Source organism: Stenotrophomonas sp. CC22-02 (genome assembly GCF_004365115.1).
In the GTDB taxonomy this organism is placed as follows: Bacteria; Pseudomonadota; Gammaproteobacteria; order Xanthomonadales; family Xanthomonadaceae; genus Stenotrophomonas; species Stenotrophomonas forensis.
In genome coordinates this window covers 337,314-355,710 of the sequence record NZ_SOCO01000001.1, presented here as the reverse complement: position 1 = coordinate 355,710, position 18,397 = coordinate 337,314, and the positions used below count along the sequence as shown (strand labels likewise).

The window sequence follows — 18,397 nt, the reverse complement described above, 5'->3', positions numbered from 1 at the left end:
GTACCCGATGCGGAATGCTCGCAGGATAGCCATACTGGTGGCCAGACGACGAGGAGAAGCGGGCACGATGGGCGAGATTCTGGTGCTGTACTACAGCCGGGGCGGTTCGGTGGCACGGCTGGCGCGCCAGATCGCGCGGGGCATCGGCGAGGTGCCGGGGATGACCGCGCGCCTGCGCACGGTGCCGCCGGTGGCCGCGGTAACCCAGACCGCGCAGCCGCCGGTACCCGACGATGGCGCCCCCTACGTGAGCGTGCAGGATCTGGTCGAGTGCCAGGGCCTGCTGCTCGGCAGCCCGACCCGATTCGGCAACATGGCCGCGCCGGTGAAGCACTTCCTCGATGGTCTGGGCGCCGAATGGGTCAATGGCACGCTGTCGGGCAAGCCGGCCGGGGTATTCACCTCGACCGCCTCGATGCATGGCGGCCAGGAGTCGACCCTGCTGTCGATGCAGGTCCCGCTGCTGCACCACGGCTGCGTGATTGTCGGCATCCCGTTCACCGAGCCGGCGCTGAGCCATACCACCAGTGGCGGCACGCCGTACGGTGCAAGCCATGTGGCCGGTGCCGCCGACGACCCGCAACCGACCGACGACGAGGCCGTGCTGGCCCGCGCGCTGGGCCGCCGGGTGGCCGACATCGCGCAGCGGTTGGCCCGATGAACCGGCCGCCGCGCACGGTCCTGCTGTTGGCCCTGATGGGGCTGGCTGCGCTGTTCGCAGGCTGGTTCATCAATGACAAGCACTGGCTGGCCACCCAGCTGGTGTTCACCGCGCCGCCGCTGGCGCTGGCCTTTGCGCTGCGGCTGGGCTGGCGCAAAGCCGGCTTCTGGGCCTCGGTATTGGCCCTGGGCTGGTTCAGCCACGGCGTGATGAGTGCATGGAGCCACCCGGAAACACGCTGGCTGGCGCTGATCGAGATCGGCCTGGCCCTGCTGGTGATCTTCAGCGCCAGCCTGCCGGGGCTGCGCGCCCGCTTCGGCAAGCGACGCTGACGCTGCGGCCGCCGGGCCGTATCATCTGTGTTCCTGGCCCCGCGCCGCTGTACCTGTCCTGGTTTCGCGCATGCACATGATGGAAGAGCTCCTGGTCGTCACCACCGGCGGCACGATCGACAAGATCTACTTCGACGACAAGTCGGACTACCAGATCGGCGATCCGCAGATCGGCATGATCCTGCGCGAGCTGGGCGTGACCTTCCGTTTCAACGTGATTCCGATCCTGCGCAAGGACTCGCTGCACATCAACGATGAGGACCGCGAGCTGATCCGCGCCACCATCGCCGCGCAGCCAACCCGCCACGTGCTGGTGACCCACGGTACCGATTCGATGGTGCAGACCGGCAAGGTGCTGGCGACGATCCCGGACAAGACCATCGTGATGACCGGCGCACTGAGCCCGGCCCGTTTCCGCGGCTCGGATGCGGAGTTCAACATCGGCTGTGCGATCGGCGCGGTGCAGTCGCTGCCGACCGGCGTGTACATCGCGATGAACGGGCGGATCTTTGATCCGCAGCACGTGCGCAAGAACGTGGCGGCGAACCGCTTCGAGGCGGTCTGAGGAACGGCGTGCCGACCAAGGTCGGCACCCACCAAAGCCCTGCCCTTGTAGTGCCGAGCGATGCTCGGCAACCGAAGGTCGGCACCCACCCAAAGAGAAAACGCCCCGGCCGAAGCCGGGGCGTGCCCATGGAGAGGGACTTGGGCTCAGTACTGCGCGTTCAGGGTCAGGCCCGAGAAGGTGCTGTACGCCTTCACCCGCACATACCAGGTGCCGGCAGCCGGGCTGTTGATGGTGCAGGTCTCACTGTTGCCACTCAGGTACGGGCGGCAGGTGTAGGTGGTATCGGTCGGGGCACTGCCCTGGCGCACATACAGGTCGGCATCGCCGCTGCCGCCACTGATCGCCACGCGCAGCTGCGTGCTGCCAGCCGGAACCGCGACGGTGTAGTTCAGCTCGGCACCGGTCGCAGCACCCAGGCCGGTCACCGGCACATTGTTCTGCAGCACGTTGCCACCCGGGTTCGGGGTGCCACCGTTGATGGCCGCAGCGACCGCAGCATTGGCGTCGATGATGCCGGCACCGCAACCACCCGAGCATGCACCCGGCAACGGACGTGCGGTGCTCTTGATGATGCTTTCAACCTGCGCGGGGCTCAGCGGGCTCGGCGCGACCGCCTGCATCAGCGCAACCACGCCGGCCACGTGCGGCGCCGCCATCGAGGTGCCGTTGTAGGACGCATAGGTGGCGCTGCCCGGGGTGGTGGTGCCGGTGTTGAGGGTGGACAGGATGCTCTGGCCCGGGGCCGAGATGTCGATGCCGGCGCCGTAGTTGGAGAAGCTGGCACGCGCACCGGCCGAGGTGGTGGCCGCCACCGCGATCACGTTCGGGCAGTTGGCCGGCACCGACGAGGACACGTTGGTGTTGCTGTTGCCGGCGGCCACCACCACGGTGGTACCGCGGCCAACCGCACCATTGATCGCATTCTGGTAGGTGGTCGAGCAGCTGCCGCCGCCGCCTAGCGAGAGGTTGATGACCTCGGCCGGATTGGCGTTGGCCGGCACGCCACTGACAGTGCCGCCGGAGGCCCACACGATCGCATCGGCGATGTCGGAGGTGTAGCCGCCGCACTTGCCGAGCACGCGTACCGGCACGACCTTGGCGTTGAACGCGGTGCCGGCCACGCCGGTGCTGTTGTTGGTCACCGCCGCCACCGTGCCGGCGACGTGGGTGCCGTGCCAGCTGGAGTTGGAGGCCGGAATGCCCGAGCCGCACTCGTTGGCGCCGTACCAGTCGCCTTCGTCATTCGGATTGCTGTCGCGGCCACCGCCATCGCGCGCCATCGCGGCGTCGCTGATGAAGTCGTAGCCGGGCAGGATGTTGGCATTCAGATCCGGATGATTGGTGATGCCGGTGTCGATCACCGCCACCACCACACCGGTGCCAGTGGACTTGTCCCAGGCCGGCTGGATGTTGATGCCGGCATTGGAGGTGCCAAAGCCCCACTGCTCGCTGAAGCGGGTGTCGTTCGGCGTCAGCGTGGCGCGCATGATCTGGTCGACCTCGACGTACTCCACGTTCGGGTCGGCGGCCAGCTTGCGCATCAGCAGCTCGGATTCGGCCTGGTCGAGCGGACGATCGGTCCTGACCACGGTCGGGCCGACGGCCAGCTTGCGCACTTCCTGCAGGCCCAGCGCGCGGCCCTGGCTGCTGGCGAGGCCGGCGGCAGCCGTCTTCAGCGAGGAAGCCAGTGCGGTGGTATTGGCCACCGGCGCACTGCCGTCACGGTACTTCACGATGAAGCGCTGGTGCGTCGGCGCGGACTGCAGGCCGCTGAGCTGGACGTCACCGGCCAGCGCAGGCGTGGCCAGCAGCAGCGATGACAGAACGGACGCACCAAGGACCACCCACACTCGACGCACACGCGGTTGCGTTACCTGGGACATCGTATTTCCCTTTCTAGTGGTGTGAATGCCGGAATCGGCAGAAGCACCGGCCCGAACCATGGGCTGGCTTGCGTTGGCGAGGTTCGAAGTCCGGCGAGTCAGCGGATCCCCCTTTTGATCCGCCGTGCAGATGACGCTAATGACCAAAACCGGACACCACAAGATTTTCAGCGTCTTTTCAGCAAGATGAAATGTCTGATCTGAGACTTTCCGGGTCGAGGGTTTGTGAAGGTGAAGGAACTTTCGCGCGCCCTGCACAGCCCTGACTGGGGGATGTCATGTCCACGCATGACTTTGCCGACATCGGCGTCCGCTCACCAACGACGACGGCCGCCCGGCATCGGAACGGCCGTCACGCGTGCGCTTCGGGGAACAGCGCTACTGCGCCTGCGCAGCACCGGCAGGACGGATCTGCTGCCCTTTGACCGGCTCACCGCGCGCGACGGGCTGGCCATCGGCCAGGTAATCGGAGAACTGCGCAGGCAGCGCCGCGCCAACACCGAATGCAGGCCCTGCCTGCAGCTGGTAATGCAGGTGCGGCTCGGAGGAATTGCCGCTGTTGCCACAGTCGGCCAGATGCGCTCCGCTGCGGACCCTCTGCCCCCGTGCGACGCGCACGCTGCCCTGCCGCAGGTGCGCCAGCACCGAGTACTCGTCATTGCCGTGGTCGAGGATGACCCGGTTGCCGGTGAGCTGCGCCGCATTCATCTGGCCGGGCACGTTGTCGGCAACATTGTCGAGCGCCTCCACCACGGTGCCGTCGGCAGGCGCGAGGATCGGGCGACCGAAGCAGAAGTAGTCTTCATTGCGCAGCCCGTCGCCGCGGTGCGACCGCCCCTCGCGGACCATCAGCAGGTCCAGCGCGAAGCGCTGGCCTGCGTGGGCTGCATGGTAGTTCTGCTCGATGCTGCGCCCACCCCAGAACACGAAGAACTCGTCGGCGAACGGCAGTTGCAGCCGCGTGCGGGTGGTGTAGTCAAGGTACCGGCTGGCCGCGGCCTGTGGGGGCGAGGACTGTTCGGGGCGGATATAAAAGCCGCTGATCCGCCCCTCGGCGTCGAGTGCCCACAGCATCTGGACGATGCCCGGACGCTTCTCGAAACGAGCCTGGCGCAGATAGGTGTCGTTTCCGTCAGCGCTGCCAACCTTCTCGCTGACCACTTCCGTTTCCGCACCCCAGCCGGAGATCACCTGCTCGCGCAGGGCCACCAGGTTCTGCCTGGACTGCAGCGCCGCCTGCATCTGCGGCGTCATCCGCTCCCACAGGGCGTCGATGTGTCCCTCGTAGAACTGCGTGGTCAACGCCGCCCCCTGCTGGCGCGGATCGCTCGTCGCGGCGCTGCCGCCGAAGGCTGGAAGGGCGAGAACCAGAACTGCAATCAGGCGTGGAAGCAATGTCATGTCAGGGCTCCTTGCGATCTGGAACGGGAATACCGGCGACGATCGCCGCCAGCTGCGTGCGGTACTCGGTAAGGGCCTGGCGCCCAACCGGAGTCAGCTGCAGGGTGGTCAGGGGACGCTTGCCCCGGAACGTCTTGTCGATGGCAACCAGCCCGGCCGCTTCGAGCTTGCTCAGATGGCTGGACAGGTTGCCCTTGCTCAGTCCACTGAGATGCTCGACGAAACCGAACTCGGCAGATTCGGCGCCGGCCAGGATCGACAGGATCAGCAGGCGTGCCGGTTCGTGGATCAGGCGATCAAGCTGCAGCAGCGTGCGGGCATCAGGCAATCTGCTCATTCGGGGTGTGCCCGCCCCGCCATGAACATGCGCATCTCGGCCTGCAGCCGGAGGAAGCGCTGGTGATCATGCCAGCCGACGACGATCAGCGCGATGGACGCCAGCGGGAACACGGCGGTGCTCGGCCCGAACCCATAGGTCTGCCCGGTGAAGGCCAGCGCGGCCTGGCACATCAGGAACACGCCCACGATGAACTCCAGGGGAGTACGCAGCCAACGCCACACCACCCAGGGCAGCATCGCCACCACCCCGAGGTAGCCGAGTGCGCGCAGGTCCCAGGGCCGCTCCCCCATCGGGGCCAGGCGGGTCAGCACGCTGCCGACCACCAGCACGCTCACCAGCGCGGTGAAGGCGATGAAGAATCGCTGGAAATTGCGCTCGACCGGCGTGACCTGCTCCTCGACCTGGCCCAGCCGCTGGTAATAGCGGCGCGCAAGCCACTGCTTGCCGACGATCCACAGCACGGGCATGGCGATCAGCACGATGCGCAACGCCAGGGTGGTCGGCAACAGGGCGCCGGCCAGGAAAGAGGCCAGGCAGGCAACGCCACCGGCCATCGCCGACAGGCCGCCGGCGCTTCGCGAGTACCGCGAGTATTCACGGGTCAGCGCCTGCAGGCGCGAGGAAGGGTCGATGACGGACGGCTGCTGCATGACATGCTCCATCGGGGGCGCGTGGATTAAGTTTGCAATGCAAACCTATTTGCGTCAACCACTTCCGGCGGCGATCCGGTGGCCCCATAACGCAGAAAGCCCGTCACGGGGACGGGCTTTCCGGAAACGCGGTCGAGCCTGGCTCGACGCTATCGTTCGGTGCGGGCAATCAACCCAGCTTGACCAGCCAGTTGTGGCGGTCCGGCAGACGGCCGTACTGGATGTCGGTCAGTTCCTTGCGAAGCGACATGGTCACTTCGCCGGCCGGGGCGTTGATGTCGCCGACCGAGAAGCCCTCGCCCTTCAGCTGGCCGATCGGGGTAACCACCGCCGCCGTGCCGCAGGCGAACACTTCGCTGATCGCACCGGACGCCACGCCGTCCTTCCACTCGTCGATGCTGACCTTGCGCTCTTCGACCTTCATGCCGCGGTCGCGCGCCAGCTGCAGGATGCTCTCGCGGGTGATGCCCTCGAGGATGCTGCCGGACAGTTCCGGGGTGACCAGCGTGCCGTCCTTGTAGACCAGGAACACGTTCATGCCGCCCAGTTCTTCCAGGTACTTGCCTTCGACCGGGTCGAGGAACAGCACCTGCGAGCAACCCTGGGCCTGCGCCTTCTGCTGCGGCAGCAGCGAGGCGGCGTAGTTGCCACCGCACTTGGCGGCACCGGTGCCACCCTTGGCCGCACGGGCATACTCGGTGGACAGCCAGATCGACACCGGGGCGACGCCCTTGGCGAAGTACGGGCCGGCCGGGCTGGCGATGACGTAGTAGCCGGCCTTGTGCGCGCCACGCACGCCGAGGAAGGCTTCGTCGCCGATCATGAACGGACGGAAGTACAGGCTGGACTCGTCGGCCGACGGCACCCAGGCGCTGTCCACCGCGATCAGCTGCTTCAGCGATTCGACGAAGATCTCCACCGGCAGTTCCGGCAGCGCCAGGCGCTGCGCCGAACGCTGCAGGCGACGGCCGTTGGCATCCGGGCGGAAGGTCCAGATCGAACCGTCGGCGTGGCGGTAGGCCTTGATGCCTTCGAAGATTTCCTGGCCGTAGTGCAGCACGGCTGCAGCCGGGTCCAGCTGCAGCGGGCCGTAGGCGCGCACGTTGGCGTTGTGCCAGCCGGCGTCCTTGTCCCAGCGCACTTCCACCATGTGATCGGTGAAGTGCAGGCCGAAGCCCGGCTTCTCCAGGATCTGGGCGCGCTCTTCAGCGCTGCGCGGGTGGTCCGAACGGGTGACGGCGAAGCTGGGAATGGACTGGGACACCGGAGATTTCCTGTTCTGGTTGCGGGTAGTGCCGGGCCCGCGTCGCTGCGGGCCGTGGGTCAAAGCATGCCGGTCTCGAGCCGCGCCGCTTCGGACATCATGTGCTGGTTCCACGGCGGGTCGAACACCAGCTCGACGTCGGCCTCGGCCACCGTCGGGATCATTTCAAGCTTGCTGCGCACATCATCGACCAGGATGTCACCCATGCCGCAGGCCGGTGCGGTCAGGGTCATCTTCACGTCGATCTCGCGCTGGCCTTCGTCCAGGTGCTTGATCTCGACTTCGTAGACCAGGCCCAGTTCGACGATGTTCACCGGAATTTCCGGGTCGAAGCAGGTGCGAAGCTGCTGCCACACCAGCTGTTCCACCTGTTCATCGGTGGCATCGGCGGGCAGCTCCAGCGGTGCCGGGGCCTCCTTGCCGATGGCGTCGCCGTCCTTGCCGGCGATGCGGAACAGGTTGCCCTCGACGAACACCGAGTAACTGCCGCCCAACGCCTGGGTGATGTACCCATAGCTGCCGGCGGGCAGGGTCACGGTATCGCCCTGCGGGACCATCACGGCCTCGCAATCGCGTTCGAAGTGGACAGGTTCGCTGCTACGGGAATACATGGGGACCGATATGGGGCCGCGGCCGAGGCCACGCAAGACGGCATTCTAGCCCAGCCGTCCTGCCACCGCCGGTGCACTGCGGCAAACCACAGTATCCTGTGGGCGACCTTCTGGGAGCTTCGATGTCCTCCAATGCCGCGCGTGCCAGGACCGTGACCTGGCTCTGGCCCTTCATGCTGTTGCTGGGTCTGGTTGTTGCTCCCCTTGCCTGGATGGTGCTGGCGCTGATGACCGGTCGGCAGGTCGGCTGGATGGCGGTACTGACCGCGCTGGAACTGGTGTTCATGCTGCGCATGGGCACGCTGGGGCCGGGTCGCCTGCGCATCGCGCTGGTCGTGCTGGGCACGCTGCTGGTCGCCGCCGTGGCCAACTGGACCATCGCCAGTGCCTGGATGGGCGGTTCGATCGGGCTGGGCCTGTGGGACGCCAGCCTGCGCATGGGCCCGCACCTGGCCTGGACCCTGATCACCCTGGCCAATGGCGCGATGGAATGGCTGTGGCTGGCCGTGGCCGTGGTCGTCGGCGGCTGGCTGGCGCGCTGATCCCACCCACAGGTAGTGCCGGCCGCTGGCCCGCAGAAACGTGCGGACCAAGGTCCGCACCTACCGCCCCCCGCGGATCCGCCCCCGGCCTTCAATGCCCGCCGTCGAGCGCCTTCAGTTCACTTACCAGTGAGGCCGCCGCTTCAGCACCATCGCCGTACAGCATGCGGGTGTTGTCGGCGTAGAACAGCGCATTCTCGATGCCGGCAAAGCCCGTACCCTTGCCGCGCTTGATCACCACCACATTGCGCGCGTTGACCACGTCCAGCACCGGCATGCCGTAGATCGGGCTGGCCGGATCGGTACGCGCGACCGGATTGACCACGTCGTTGGCACCGATCACCAGCACCACGTCGGTGTTGGCGAACTCCGGGTTGATGTCATCCATGTCGGCGATCATGTCGTAGGGCACGCCGGCCTCGGCCAGCAGCACGTTCATGTGCCCGGGCATGCGCCCCGCCACCGGGTGGATGGCGAACTTCACCTTCACCCCGCGCTGGCCCAGCCGCTGCGCCAGTTCCCAGATCTTGTGCTGCGCCTGCGCGACCGCCATGCCGTAGCCGGGCACGATCACCACGCGCTCGGCGAAGGCCATCATCGCGGCCACGTCGGCCGCATCGATCGGCTTCTGCGAACCGGAGATCGCCTGTGCTTCACCGCCGGCACCACCACCGAAGTTGGAGAACAGCACATTGCGGATCGGCCGGTTCATCGCCTTGGCCATCAACCGCGTCAGCAGGATGCCTGCCGCACCGACCATCATGCCGGCAATGATCAGCGCCTCGTTGCCCAGCACATAGCCTTCGAACGACACCGCCAGGCCGGTGAACGCGTTGTACAGCGAGATCACCACCGGCATGTCGGCGCCACCGATCGGCAGCGTCATCAACACGCCCAGCGCCAGCGCCAGCACGAAGAAGGCGACGATCGCCCAGGTGCTGAGCGTGCTGGCGGCGATGATCGCCAGCACCACCACCGCCAGTGCCACCACCAGGTTCATCACTTGCTGGCCCGGCCAGGTCACCCGCTTGTCGAGGCGGCCATCCAGCTTGGCCCAGGCGATCACCGAGCCGGACAGTGACACCGCGCCGATCGCTGCGCCGACCACCGCCAGCAGCAACACCGTGCCCGACGGCTGGCGCGCGGCCAGGTCGGCCAGTGCCTGCTCGCTCCAGTGGCTGGTATCGCGATGTGCCAGGAAGGCATAGCGCAGCAGCTCCACCGCACCGATGGCCGCCGCCGAACCGCCACCCATGCCGTTGTACAGCGCGACCATCTGCGGCATGTCGGTGATGGCGACCTTGCCGGCCGACCACCAGGCCAGGCCCGCGCCGAGCAGCAGCGCCACCAGGATCAACGGCACGTTGTGCAGTTCGGGCAGGAAGAAGGTCGCCACCGTGGCCAGCAGCATGCCCAGCCCGGCCCAGCGGATGCCGCTGCGTGCGGTCAGCGGCGAGGCCATGCGCTGCAGGCCCAGCAGGAACAGCGTAGCGGCGACGAGGTAGCTGGCCTTGACCAGCCAGTCGAGCAGTTCGACGGTGCTGATGTTCAAGCCTGTGGCTCCTTCGGTTGGTCCTTGCCACCCTTGGGCGCGCTCGGCTTGAACATCTCAAGCATACGCGCGGTGACCACGTAGCCACCGGCGGCGTTGCCGGCACCGAGCACCACGGCGAGGAAGCCCAGCGCTTTTTCCAGCGGCGTCTGCGCATGCCCCAGCACCACCATCGCACCGATCAGCACGATGCCGTGGATGAAGTTGGAACCCGACATCAGCGGGGTATGCAGGATCACCGGCACCCGCGAAATGATCACGTGGCCGGCAATGGCCGCCAGCATGAAGATGTACAGCGCTACGAACCCGTCACTCACTGGCAACGCTCCCGCTCTGTCTTCGTCGGCCCATCATAACCACGGGCTGAACCCGGCGCGTACTCCGGGTCAACCGAAGCTGCGCTCACGCGTTGTCGATGGTGACCCCGAGCGAGGAACCGTACCCTGTGCTGGTGAGCAGCCCCGTCCCCCCGAGCGCCGAGACCGATGCCCTGCCGGCGTCGCTGGAAGCGTTCCTGGCCAGCGTCGGCCCGCGTGCATTCCGCTTCGCCGAGGCCGGCCTGCGCCAGCGCGAAGACGCCATGGATGCGGTGCAGGACGCACTGATGCGCATGCTGGACTATGCCGACAAGCCGGTCGCCGAGTGGGCGCCGCTGTTCTGGAGCATCCTGCGCCGGCGCGTGATCGACCTGCAGCGCCGGCGCCGCTTCCGCCTGCCGTTCTGGCGCGACAACCAGGACGCCGACGGTGGCGAGATCGACTGGGCCGACCCCGGCCCGGACCCGGCGCAGGCGCACGAGCAGCGCCAGCAGTACCAGCAGCTGGTGCAGGCACTGCGCACGCTGCCTGCGCGCCAGCGCGAGGCTTTCACCCTGCGCGTGCTGCAGGATCTGGACGGGGCCACCACCGCCCGCGCCATGGGCTGCAGCGAAGGCGCGGTAAAAACCCATCTGGCACGCGCCCGGCAGGCGCTGCAGGACTACCTGGAGACCCACCCGTGAACCGCTCCCTGCCCTCCGATGACACCCTGCGCAGCCTGCACGCGCAGTCGCTGCAGGCGCTGTCGCCGGCCACGCTGGCCCGGTTGCGCCTGGCCCGCTACGGCGCCACGGCGGCCCATCGCGGGCGCTGGCGCTGGTGGCTGGCCAGTGCCTGTTCGCTGGTGGTGGCCCTGGGTATCGGCCTGCAGTTCAGCGGCCACGGCCCCGTGACGGGCCCCGCGCCGGCTCCGGTGCTGACCTCGGTGGAAGACAACAGCGCGCTGTACGACGAAAATCCCGATCTGTACCTGTGGCTGGGCGATACCGACCTGGCGATGGAGTGAAACCATGCCCCGATTGAACATCCTGCCGCTGTTGCTGACCCTGTCGCTGCTGCCGGCCGTCCCGGCGCTGGCGCAGAGCGCCGCGCACACGCCTGCCGCGCGCCCCCTGCCGGCCACGCCCCTGCCAGCGTGGGAACAGCTGAGTGAAGCCCAGCGCGAATCCCTGCTGGCACCGCTGCGCGACCGCTGGAACGGCGCCGATGCCGGCCAGCGCCAGCGCATGCTCTCGCACGGCCAGCGCTGGCAGTCGATGAGCCCGGAGGAGCGCGACAAGGCCCGCCGCGGCCTGCGCCGCTTCGAGCACATGAGCCCGGAACAGCGCGAGCAGGCGCGTGCCCTGTTCGGGCAGATGCGCGACATGCCACCTGAGCAGCGCGAAGCCCTGCGTGAGCGCTGGTCGCAGATGACGCCGGAACAACGCAAGGACTGGGTCCGCGACAACCCGCCGCCGGCGAAGCCGCGGTAAAGGCAGCGTTCAACCCTTTGTAGAGCCGAGCCCACGCTCGGCTGCTTTATAGCGCCTGCGCAAGCCGAGCATGGGCTCGGCTCTACAGGAGGCATATCAGGTTCACACCTGCCAGCGCGTCTTGGCCAGCAACTCGTCGTCCCAGTCGAACGCCAGCTCGCCCTCGCGCACGAACAGCGCGACGAAGTTGAGCAGGTTGCGCGCATACATTTCGCTGGCCTGGGTCGCACCACGACTGGCCAGGCCCAGCGGGCCATCGATGGTCACCCCTTGATGCTCGATGCACTGGCCCGGCTGAGTCAGCGCGCAGTTGCCGCCGCTTTCCGCCGCCAGGTCCACGATCACGCTGCCAGTGGCCATGCCCTCCACCATCCCCGCGGTCACGATCGTCGGTGCCGGGCGCCCCGGCACTGCCGCCGTGCAGATCACCACATCGACGCCGCGCAGATGGTCGGCCAGGCGGCGCTGCTGTTCGGCGCGCTCCTCATCGGTGAGCGCGCGCGCATAACCGCCCTCGCCGGCCGCGCTCACGCCCAGGTCGAGGAAGCGCGCGCCCAGCGACTGGATCTGCTCGCGGGTTTCCGGGCGCACGTCGAAGCCCTCCACCTGCGCGCCGAGCCGACGCGCGGTGGCAATCGCCTGCAACCCGGCCACGCCGGCACCGATCACCAGCACCTTGGCCGGCCGCACGGTACCGGCGGCGGTGGTCAGCATCGGGAAGAAGCGCGGCGCGCGTTCGGCGGCGATCAGCGCGGCCTTGTAGCCGGCCATGCCGGCCTGCGAACTGAGCACGTCCATCGCCTGCGCGCGGGTGGTCCGCGGCAGCTGCTGCAGCGGGAACAGGTGCAGACGATCGTCGGCAGCGAGTGCAGCCAGGGCCGGATCGCTGGCCGGGGTCAGCAACCCGACCACGCTGGCACCCGGCTTGAGCTTTTCCAGCACCCCCGCAGGCGGTGCCTGCACGCACAGCAGGATGTCGATCTCGCCCCAGCGCTGTGCATCGAACGCACGGGCACCGGCATCGTCATAGGCGGCATCGGTGAAACCCGCCGCCAGGCCGGCACCGCTTTCGTACCAGACGGTGATGCCCAGGGCACCGAGCTTGCGCGCGGTCTCCGGTGTCAGCGCCACACGCCGTTCGCCCGGCGCGGTCTCCTTGATCCCCAGCAACGCCACGGCCATGCAGGTCCCCGCTGATCGGTGAGTTTTCCCGATCCTAGCAGGCGGCCCCGCTCAATGCAGGGTGGCGCTGCCCGGGTCCAATCGATCGATCACACCCTGCATCGCGCTGTCGAAGGCGCCATCGTCAACGTGGGCACGCAGCCGGCCCAGCCGCACCATGACTGCCAGCTCTTCCGGCGAGGCCACGCAGAAACGCACACCGCGGCGGTTCACGAACAGCAGGCGCGAGGAAATCGGGCTGACCCAGGACAGCTTGCCGGCCTGGACCTTGCCATCCTTGTCGACGAAGTCCAGCCAGTTGCCGATTTCCATGCGACGGAAGCGATCGGCGTCGGCATTGTCGAAGTCATCGGCATCGATCTGGCCCCCCAGTTCCACTGCCGGCGATTCGGCCACCGGCGGTGCCGGCAGTGCGACCTGCGGCAGCTCCGGCAGCGCGCGCTGCAGCTCCGGCCGGGACTCGGCGATGCCCTGCAGGGTGTCATGCAATGCGTCGATGGCGCCGGTCGCCGCGTCGCCATGCACGCCGACACTGGCAAACACCTTGGCCAGCGCCGGCTGCCAGGCCTGCAGCCACGGCTTGCCGACGATCTGGCGGCGGGCCTCGGCCACTTCCTCCAGCAGGCCGTCGCCCAGGCCCAGGGCCTCGGCCACCGACGCGCCCTCCTCGCCCTCGCGCAGCAGCGCCAGGGTCAGGTGGTGCTGCCACGGCTGGCGCAGGAACTCGGCGATGGCCGGCGGCAAAGTGGCGTCACCGATACGGCGATCCAGCTCCGCCCCGGCACGGCTGCGGGCCATCTCCAGCTTTTCCTGGCCGCGCTGGGTCTCGGCGGCGCGACGCTCGGCGATTTCCACGCGGCGGCGATGCTGCACCAGGAACTCGCGGAATTCTTCTTCCAGGGTCAGGAAGATCGCCAGGTTCTCGTTGAACTCGGCCACCAGGCGCTCGATGATTTCCTCGACCTTGGCCATCAGCATGCGCTCGGCCTGGCTCTCGCCGGTGTTGCCTTCGCAGGCCTCGGCCAGCGAGTTGAGCAGCTTGCGGGCCGGGTGGGTCTTCTGCACGAACATGCGGCGGTCGAGCATCGCGACCTTGACGAACGGCACCACCAGGCGGCCGATCAGCTCGCGCGAGCGGCCTTCCAGTTCGCGCTCGTCCAGCATCACGTCGAACAGCATGCCGACCAGGTCGATCGCATCTTCGTCCTGCGGGTCCAGCCGGGTCTGGCCGGGGTCGACGCCGAGGCGGGTGGCGCTGGACAGCACTTCACTCTTCAACCGCTGCGCCAGTGATTCACCATCCTCGCCGATCGCTGCACGCAGCGTCGCACTGGGCGTGGCCTGCAGCAGCGACAACACCGACATCATCTCGCGCTGGCTGAGCGGACGCTGCTGGCCGATCGCCACCTGCGCGGCCGACGTCGCATCCTCGCGTACGTGGCGGGTCTGCTGCAGCAGTTCGTGCAGCGCTTCCAGCAGCATGCCCTGCTGGCCGGCGTAGGCCTCGCCAGTACCGCTGTCTTCGCCCGGCAGGTGCTGCTGCATGTGACCACGCCGCTCGGACCAGCGCGCGGCAAAGCGCTGTGCCCAGGCCGGCGCGGCCTGCTCATCTTCACTGAAGTCGGCATCGAAGCCCGCGCCCTGGCGCTGTTCCACCAGGTCATCCAGGGCCGAGGCCATGCGCGGGTCGGGCGCGGCCGACGGCGGACGCCGTGGCGCCCCCATCTGCGACATCACGCCGGCCGCAGCCAGTTGTTCGTCAAGTTTCTCGTAGATGCGGCCGACCGGTGCGCGCAGGTCGCGCTCGCACAGCTTGATCAGCACCAGGTGCACTTCCGGGGCCAGTTCACAGCCGGCAAAGGCTTCGTGGATGGCAACACCCAGATGCTCGGGACTGATCGGGTTGTGATCGGCATCCAGCTCGCTGCCACCGATCAGCCGGCCCAGGCGGCGGTCGAGCCGCGCCAGCACCGGTTTGAAGTCACGCAGCAGCACGGTGGCGAAGTTGCGCACCGCCAGCCGCGATTCCAGTACATGTTCCGCCAACAGGCTCAGGCCGTCCTCGGCCGGGCCGGACAGGGTCGTTTCGGCCGACAGCGGTTCACCGCTGGCCAGCGCCTCCCAGGCCCGCTGCAGATGGCCGGCAAAGGCGGCCGCGATATCCTCGCGGCGGCGGCGCAGTTCGCGCATCGCATCCAGGAACAGCAGCTGCGACGAACCGGCATTGCCGGCCCGGTCGAACAGGGCATCGTCGAACCGCGCCAGTGCAGCCCCGAAGGCCTGGCACAGCGCCGGCAGGACCATGTCCCGGGCACGCTGGAGCTGGGCCGGGTCACGCCCCGGCGATCCCATCGGTGTGGGCACGCTCATCATTCGGGAAGGCTCCCCACCTTCTCTGGTACGACAGACAGCATGGACATCGCGACGGCCGGCACACCCCATGCACCGGTACGTCGATGGTAGGCCGGCCAGCCCGTCACGGACAGTGAAACAGTCCTCACTTCAAACCTCATGACCGGCGGCCCGGCAAGATAGATATCGTAAGCCGTGCAAGGCCTGCGAGGCGAGGGGAAGCGGCCGTCCGTTTCCCGCCAGTGGCATGACGTTCATCACAGTTTGATATTCAAAGGCCGGACGCGACACAAACGGCGTCGTTGACCACCCCGACTATAATCAAACACCCGTGATGACCGGTTCAGACTCCATGCCCGACCCCGCCGCCCTGCTTGCCCTGGATGCCCGCCGCTCAGTGCCCTCGCGGCAGCTCGGCGAGCCCGGACCGGACCCGGCCACCCTGCAGCGGATGCTGGCCTCGGCGGTGCGCGTGCCCGACCACGGCAAGCGCGTGCCGTTCCGCTTCCTGAAGATCGCCGGCGATGCACGTCACACTCTGGGCGACTTCCTGGTCGAGCGCAGCCGGCAGCGCGACCCGCATGCCGGCGAGGCGGTGTTCGAGAAGGACCGCCAGCGCTTCAGCCACGCGCCGCTGGTGATCGTGGTGGTGGCCAGCCCACGCCCGGACCCGAAGGTGCCCGAGCAGGAACAGCTGATGACCGCCGGCTGCGTCTGCTTCGCCCTGCTGCAGGCGGCACAGGCGCTGGGCTTCGGCGCCCAGTGGCTGACCGCCTGGATGGCGTTCGACCCCGCAGTGCAGGCCCACCTGGGCCTGGCCGCGGGCGAAAGCATCGCGGGTTTCATCCACATCGGTACGCCGAAGGCCGAGGTTCCCGAGCGCGAGCGCCCCGACCCTGCGGCGCTGCTGCGCGACTGGACGCCGCCGGCATGACCCTGCCGGCACCGGCGCCTTCGCTGTACCTGGTTGATGCCAGCATCTACGTGTTCCGCGCCTGGCACTCATTGCCGGACCAGTTCCAGGATGCACAGGGGTGGCCGACCAACGCCGTGCACGGCTTCGCCCGCTTCCTGCTGGACCTGCTTGAGCGCGAGCGCCCGCGGCACATCGCCATCGCCTTCGACGAAGCGCTGGACAGCGGCTTCCGCCACCGCCTGTACGCGGCCTACAAGGCCAACCGCGACCCGGCGCCGGAAGCACTCAAGCGCCAGTTCGTGCACTGCAAGGCACTGTGCGCCGCGCTGGGCCTGGTGGTTCTGGCCCATCATGACTACGAGGCCGATGACCTGATCGGCAGCGCCCTGCACCAGCACCGGCACAGCCATCGTGGCGTGATCATTTCCGCCGACAAGGACCTGTCGCAGCTGCTGCTCGATCACGACGAGCAGTGGGACTACGCGCGCAACCAGCGCTGGGACGTGGCCGGCGTCAAGGCACGTCATGGCGTGCATGCACACCAGATCGCCGATTACCTGGCGCTGTGCGGCGATGCGGTGGACAACATCCCCGGCGTCAGTGGTGTCGGCAGCAAGTCCGCCGCCGTGCTGCTGGCCCACTTCGGCAGCATGGACGCGCTGTACGAACGCCTGGACGAAGTGCCGTTCCTGCGCCTGCGCGGCGCCGCACAGATGGCGGTGCGCCTGCGCGAGCAGCGCGAGCACGCCCTGCTGTGGCGCCAGCTGACCACCATCGCGCTGGATGCGCCGCTGGAAGGCAGCCAGCCCGGACTGCTGCGCCAGGCCGCCGACCCGGAGCTGCTCGGTGGCCTGTGCCAGACCCTGCGCTTCGGCCCGATGACCCGCCGCCGGCTGTTCGATGCCGCCGGCGTGGCCGACCCTCTTCCCATCCACAGCGAGCCCGCATGAGCCAGCGCAATACCGAAGCCCCGCGTGTCGTCTATGAAGGCAAGTACCAGCGCATGCTGGTGCGCGGCACCTGGGAATACAGCGAACGTACCCATGCCGGTGGCCTGGCGGCAATCATCATCGCCGTTACCCCCGAGGACAAGGTGCTGTTCGTCGAACAGTTCCGCGTGCCACTGCAGGCACCCACCATCGAGATGCCAGCCGGCCTGGTCGGCGACATCCATGCCGGCGAGTCGATCGAAGTCTCGGCCGTGCGCGAGCTGGAAGAAGAAACCGGCTGGACCGCCGATCACGCCGAAGTGCTGATGATCGGCCCGACCTCCTCCGGTGCCAGCAGCGAGAAGATCGCCTTCGTACGCGCCACCGGCCTGCGCCGGATCGGCGAAGGCGGCGGCGATGACAGCGAGGACATCACCGTGCACGAGATTCCGCGCGCGCAGGCCGCAGCGTGGCTGGTGCAGAAAATGGGCGAAGGCTACGAGCTGGATGCCAAGCTGTGGGCCGGCCTTTGGATGATCGAGCACCACCTGGACGGGCGCGCGCGTGGCTGACGCCGATCTGCACGCGCTGCCAGCGTTGCTGGGCGCCGATGACCCGGCGCTCTACACGATCCACCAGCCGCAGGGCGCCTCGCCGTTCCTGCTGCTGGCCGACCACGCCGGCCAGCAGGTGCCGCGTGCCCTCGCCGGCCTCGGCTTGCCGCAGGCCGAACTGAACCGCCACATCGGCTGGGACATCGGCATTGCCGGCACCACCCGCGCATTGGCCGAACGGCTCGATGCCTGGGCGATCGAACAGACCTATTCGCGGCTGCTGATCGACTGCAACCGCCCGCTGGCCTCGCCCACGCTGATTCCGGAAGTGAGCGACCACACTGTGGTGCCAGCCAATGCCGGGCTGTCGGCAGCGCAGCGGCAGCAGCGCATCGATGCGATCCACGCGCCCTACCACGCACGCATCGACGCCGAACTGGATGCACGCCACGATGCCGGCCGACCGACCCTGCTGGTGATGATGCACAGCTTCACCCCGGTGATGAACGGCATGCAGCGGCCGTGGCAGGCCGGCGTGCTGTACCACCAGGACACGCGATTTGCACATGCACTGCTGCAGGCGCTGCGCGACGAAGGCGACCTGGTGGTGGGCGACAACGAGCCGTATTCGGTGAGCAGCACCAGCGACTACGCGGTGCCGGTGCATGGCGAAGGCCGCGGCCTGGTGCACGTGGAACTGGAAATCCGCCAGGACCTGATTGCCGACGCCGCCGGGCAACAGGCCTGGGCCGAGCGGCTGGCGCGGATCTTCGGCGCCTTGCAGCCGCAGTTGCTGGCCCTGGCATGACCCTATCCACGCATGGCGTGGATCTACCCGGCGGCGGGTAGTGCCGGCCGCTGGCCGGCAACC

21 protein-coding genes are annotated in these 18,397 nt (G+C 68.1%); 11 read left to right on the top strand and 10 right to left on the bottom strand.

From position 1 onward, the window contains the following. Positions 1–67: 67 nt before the first annotated feature. The 3 genes from wrbA (at position 68) to N440_RS01575 (ending at position 1,558) form a co-directional block, all read left to right on the top strand. On the top strand, positions 68–661 hold the full coding sequence (gene wrbA / locus N440_RS01585; RefSeq protein ID WP_012510135.1) for an NAD(P)H:quinone oxidoreductase: 594 nt from the start codon (positions 68–70) through the stop codon (positions 659–661). Beyond that, entirely contained in the window at positions 658–993 is a 336-nt protein-coding gene (locus tag N440_RS01580; RefSeq protein WP_049457528.1) for a DUF2069 domain-containing protein, read from the top strand. The genes wrbA and N440_RS01580 overlap by 4 nt, the downstream gene beginning before the upstream one ends. Positions 994–1,072: 79 nt before the next feature. After that, positions 1,073–1,558, top strand: a complete 486-nt coding sequence (locus tag N440_RS01575; RefSeq protein ID WP_133933884.1) for an asparaginase domain-containing protein — start codon at positions 1,073–1,075, stop codon at positions 1,556–1,558. A 146-nt stretch (positions 1,559–1,704) separates the two neighbouring features. Here N440_RS01575 and N440_RS01570 read toward each other — a convergent pair whose 3' ends face one another. The 6 genes from N440_RS01570 to sufT all read right to left on the bottom strand — a co-directional run bounded on the left by N440_RS01570 (position 1,705) and on the right by sufT (position 7,710). After that, positions 1,705–3,444, bottom strand: a complete 1,740-nt coding sequence (locus N440_RS01570; protein WP_133933883.1) for a S8 family peptidase — start codon at positions 3,442–3,444, stop codon at positions 1,705–1,707. Between the two features lie 378 nt (positions 3,445–3,822). Beyond that, entirely contained in the window at positions 3,823–4,845 is a 1,023-nt protein-coding gene (locus N440_RS01565; RefSeq protein ID WP_133933882.1) for a M23 family metallopeptidase, read from the bottom strand. 1 nt (position 4,846) lies between these two features. Further along, the gene (locus N440_RS01560) at positions 4,847–5,182 is read right to left on the bottom strand and encodes a transcriptional regulator (protein ID WP_004154344.1); all 336 of its coding nucleotides are present in this window, start codon (positions 5,180–5,182) and stop codon (positions 4,847–4,849) included. Further along, positions 5,179–5,835, bottom strand: a complete 657-nt coding sequence (locus N440_RS01555) for a hypothetical protein (RefSeq protein ID WP_133933881.1) — start codon at positions 5,833–5,835, stop codon at positions 5,179–5,181. Before N440_RS01555 ends, N440_RS01560 begins: the two co-directional genes overlap by 4 nt. Positions 5,836–6,004: 169 nt before the next feature. Then, a complete protein-coding gene (locus tag N440_RS01550; protein ID WP_004154341.1) occupies positions 6,005–7,099 on the bottom strand; it encodes a branched-chain amino acid aminotransferase in 1,095 nt (364 codons plus the stop codon). A 59-nt stretch (positions 7,100–7,158) separates the two neighbouring features. After that, positions 7,159–7,710, bottom strand: a complete 552-nt coding sequence (sufT, locus tag N440_RS01545) for a putative Fe-S cluster assembly protein SufT (protein ID WP_004144911.1) — start codon at positions 7,708–7,710, stop codon at positions 7,159–7,161. 122 nt (positions 7,711–7,832) lie between these two features. Here sufT and N440_RS01540 point away from each other — a divergent pair, with 122 nt between their 5' ends. Next, a complete protein-coding gene (locus N440_RS01540) occupies positions 7,833–8,252 on the top strand; it encodes a hypothetical protein (protein WP_133933880.1) in 420 nt (139 codons plus the stop codon). Between the two features lie 91 nt (positions 8,253–8,343). Here the strand turns inward: N440_RS01540 and N440_RS01535 are convergent, their stop codons facing one another. Further along, positions 8,344–9,804 (bottom strand): NAD(P)(+) transhydrogenase (Re/Si-specific) subunit beta, encoded by a 1,461-nt coding sequence (locus N440_RS01535; protein WP_133933879.1) that lies wholly within the window; start codon positions 9,802–9,804, stop codon positions 8,344–8,346. Further along, entirely contained in the window at positions 9,801–10,121 is a 321-nt protein-coding gene (locus N440_RS01530) for an NAD(P) transhydrogenase subunit alpha (RefSeq protein ID WP_049457539.1), read from the bottom strand. The genes N440_RS01535 and N440_RS01530 overlap by 4 nt, the downstream gene beginning before the upstream one ends. Positions 10,122–10,219: 98 nt before the next feature. Between N440_RS01530 and N440_RS01525 the strand changes: the two genes are divergently transcribed. From N440_RS01525 to N440_RS01515, 3 genes are read left to right on the top strand one after another with little or no spacing between them, the layout of a single operon-like run. After that, entirely contained in the window at positions 10,220–10,804 is a 585-nt protein-coding gene (locus N440_RS01525) for an RNA polymerase sigma factor (RefSeq protein ID WP_133933878.1), read from the top strand. Continuing rightward, entirely contained in the window at positions 10,801–11,127 is a 327-nt protein-coding gene (locus N440_RS01520; RefSeq protein WP_133933877.1) for a hypothetical protein, read from the top strand. The genes N440_RS01525 and N440_RS01520 overlap by 4 nt, the downstream gene beginning before the upstream one ends. A 4-nt stretch (positions 11,128–11,131) precedes the next feature. Continuing rightward, positions 11,132–11,593, top strand: a complete 462-nt coding sequence (locus N440_RS01515) for a DUF3106 domain-containing protein (RefSeq protein ID WP_133933876.1) — start codon at positions 11,132–11,134, stop codon at positions 11,591–11,593. 102 nt (positions 11,594–11,695) lie between these two features. On the opposite strand, the gene N440_RS01510 is transcribed toward N440_RS01515, so the two are convergent. Continuing rightward, positions 11,696–12,775 carry an NAD(P) transhydrogenase subunit alpha gene (locus N440_RS01510; RefSeq protein ID WP_133933875.1) on the bottom strand — a complete coding sequence of 360 codons (1,080 nt, stop codon included), beginning with the start codon at positions 12,773–12,775 and terminating at the stop codon, positions 11,696–11,698. Between the two features lie 51 nt (positions 12,776–12,826). Beyond that, entirely contained in the window at positions 12,827–15,148 is a 2,322-nt protein-coding gene (locus N440_RS01505) for a DUF1631 domain-containing protein (RefSeq protein ID WP_053511489.1), read from the bottom strand. 331 nt (positions 15,149–15,479) lie between these two features. Here N440_RS01505 and N440_RS01500 point away from each other — a divergent pair, with 331 nt between their 5' ends. The 4 genes from N440_RS01500 to N440_RS01485 are packed head-to-tail and all read left to right on the top strand — an operon-like array spanning position 15,480 to position 18,334. Continuing rightward, entirely contained in the window at positions 15,480–16,061 is a 582-nt protein-coding gene (locus N440_RS01500) for a nitroreductase (protein ID WP_065428689.1), read from the top strand. Continuing rightward, complete coding sequence (locus N440_RS01495; RefSeq protein ID WP_049457964.1) at positions 16,058–16,993, top strand: 5'-3' exonuclease H3TH domain-containing protein; 936 nt, start codon at positions 16,058–16,060, stop codon at positions 16,991–16,993. Before N440_RS01500 ends, N440_RS01495 begins: the two co-directional genes overlap by 4 nt. After that, complete coding sequence (locus tag N440_RS01490) at positions 16,990–17,544, top strand: NUDIX hydrolase (RefSeq protein ID WP_049457965.1); 555 nt, start codon at positions 16,990–16,992, stop codon at positions 17,542–17,544. The genes N440_RS01495 and N440_RS01490 overlap by 4 nt, the downstream gene beginning before the upstream one ends. Then, the gene (locus N440_RS01485) at positions 17,537–18,334 is read left to right on the top strand and encodes an N-formylglutamate amidohydrolase (protein WP_133933874.1); all 798 of its coding nucleotides are present in this window, start codon (positions 17,537–17,539) and stop codon (positions 18,332–18,334) included. The genes N440_RS01490 and N440_RS01485 overlap by 8 nt, the downstream gene beginning before the upstream one ends. Positions 18,335–18,397: the final 63 nt, after the last annotated feature.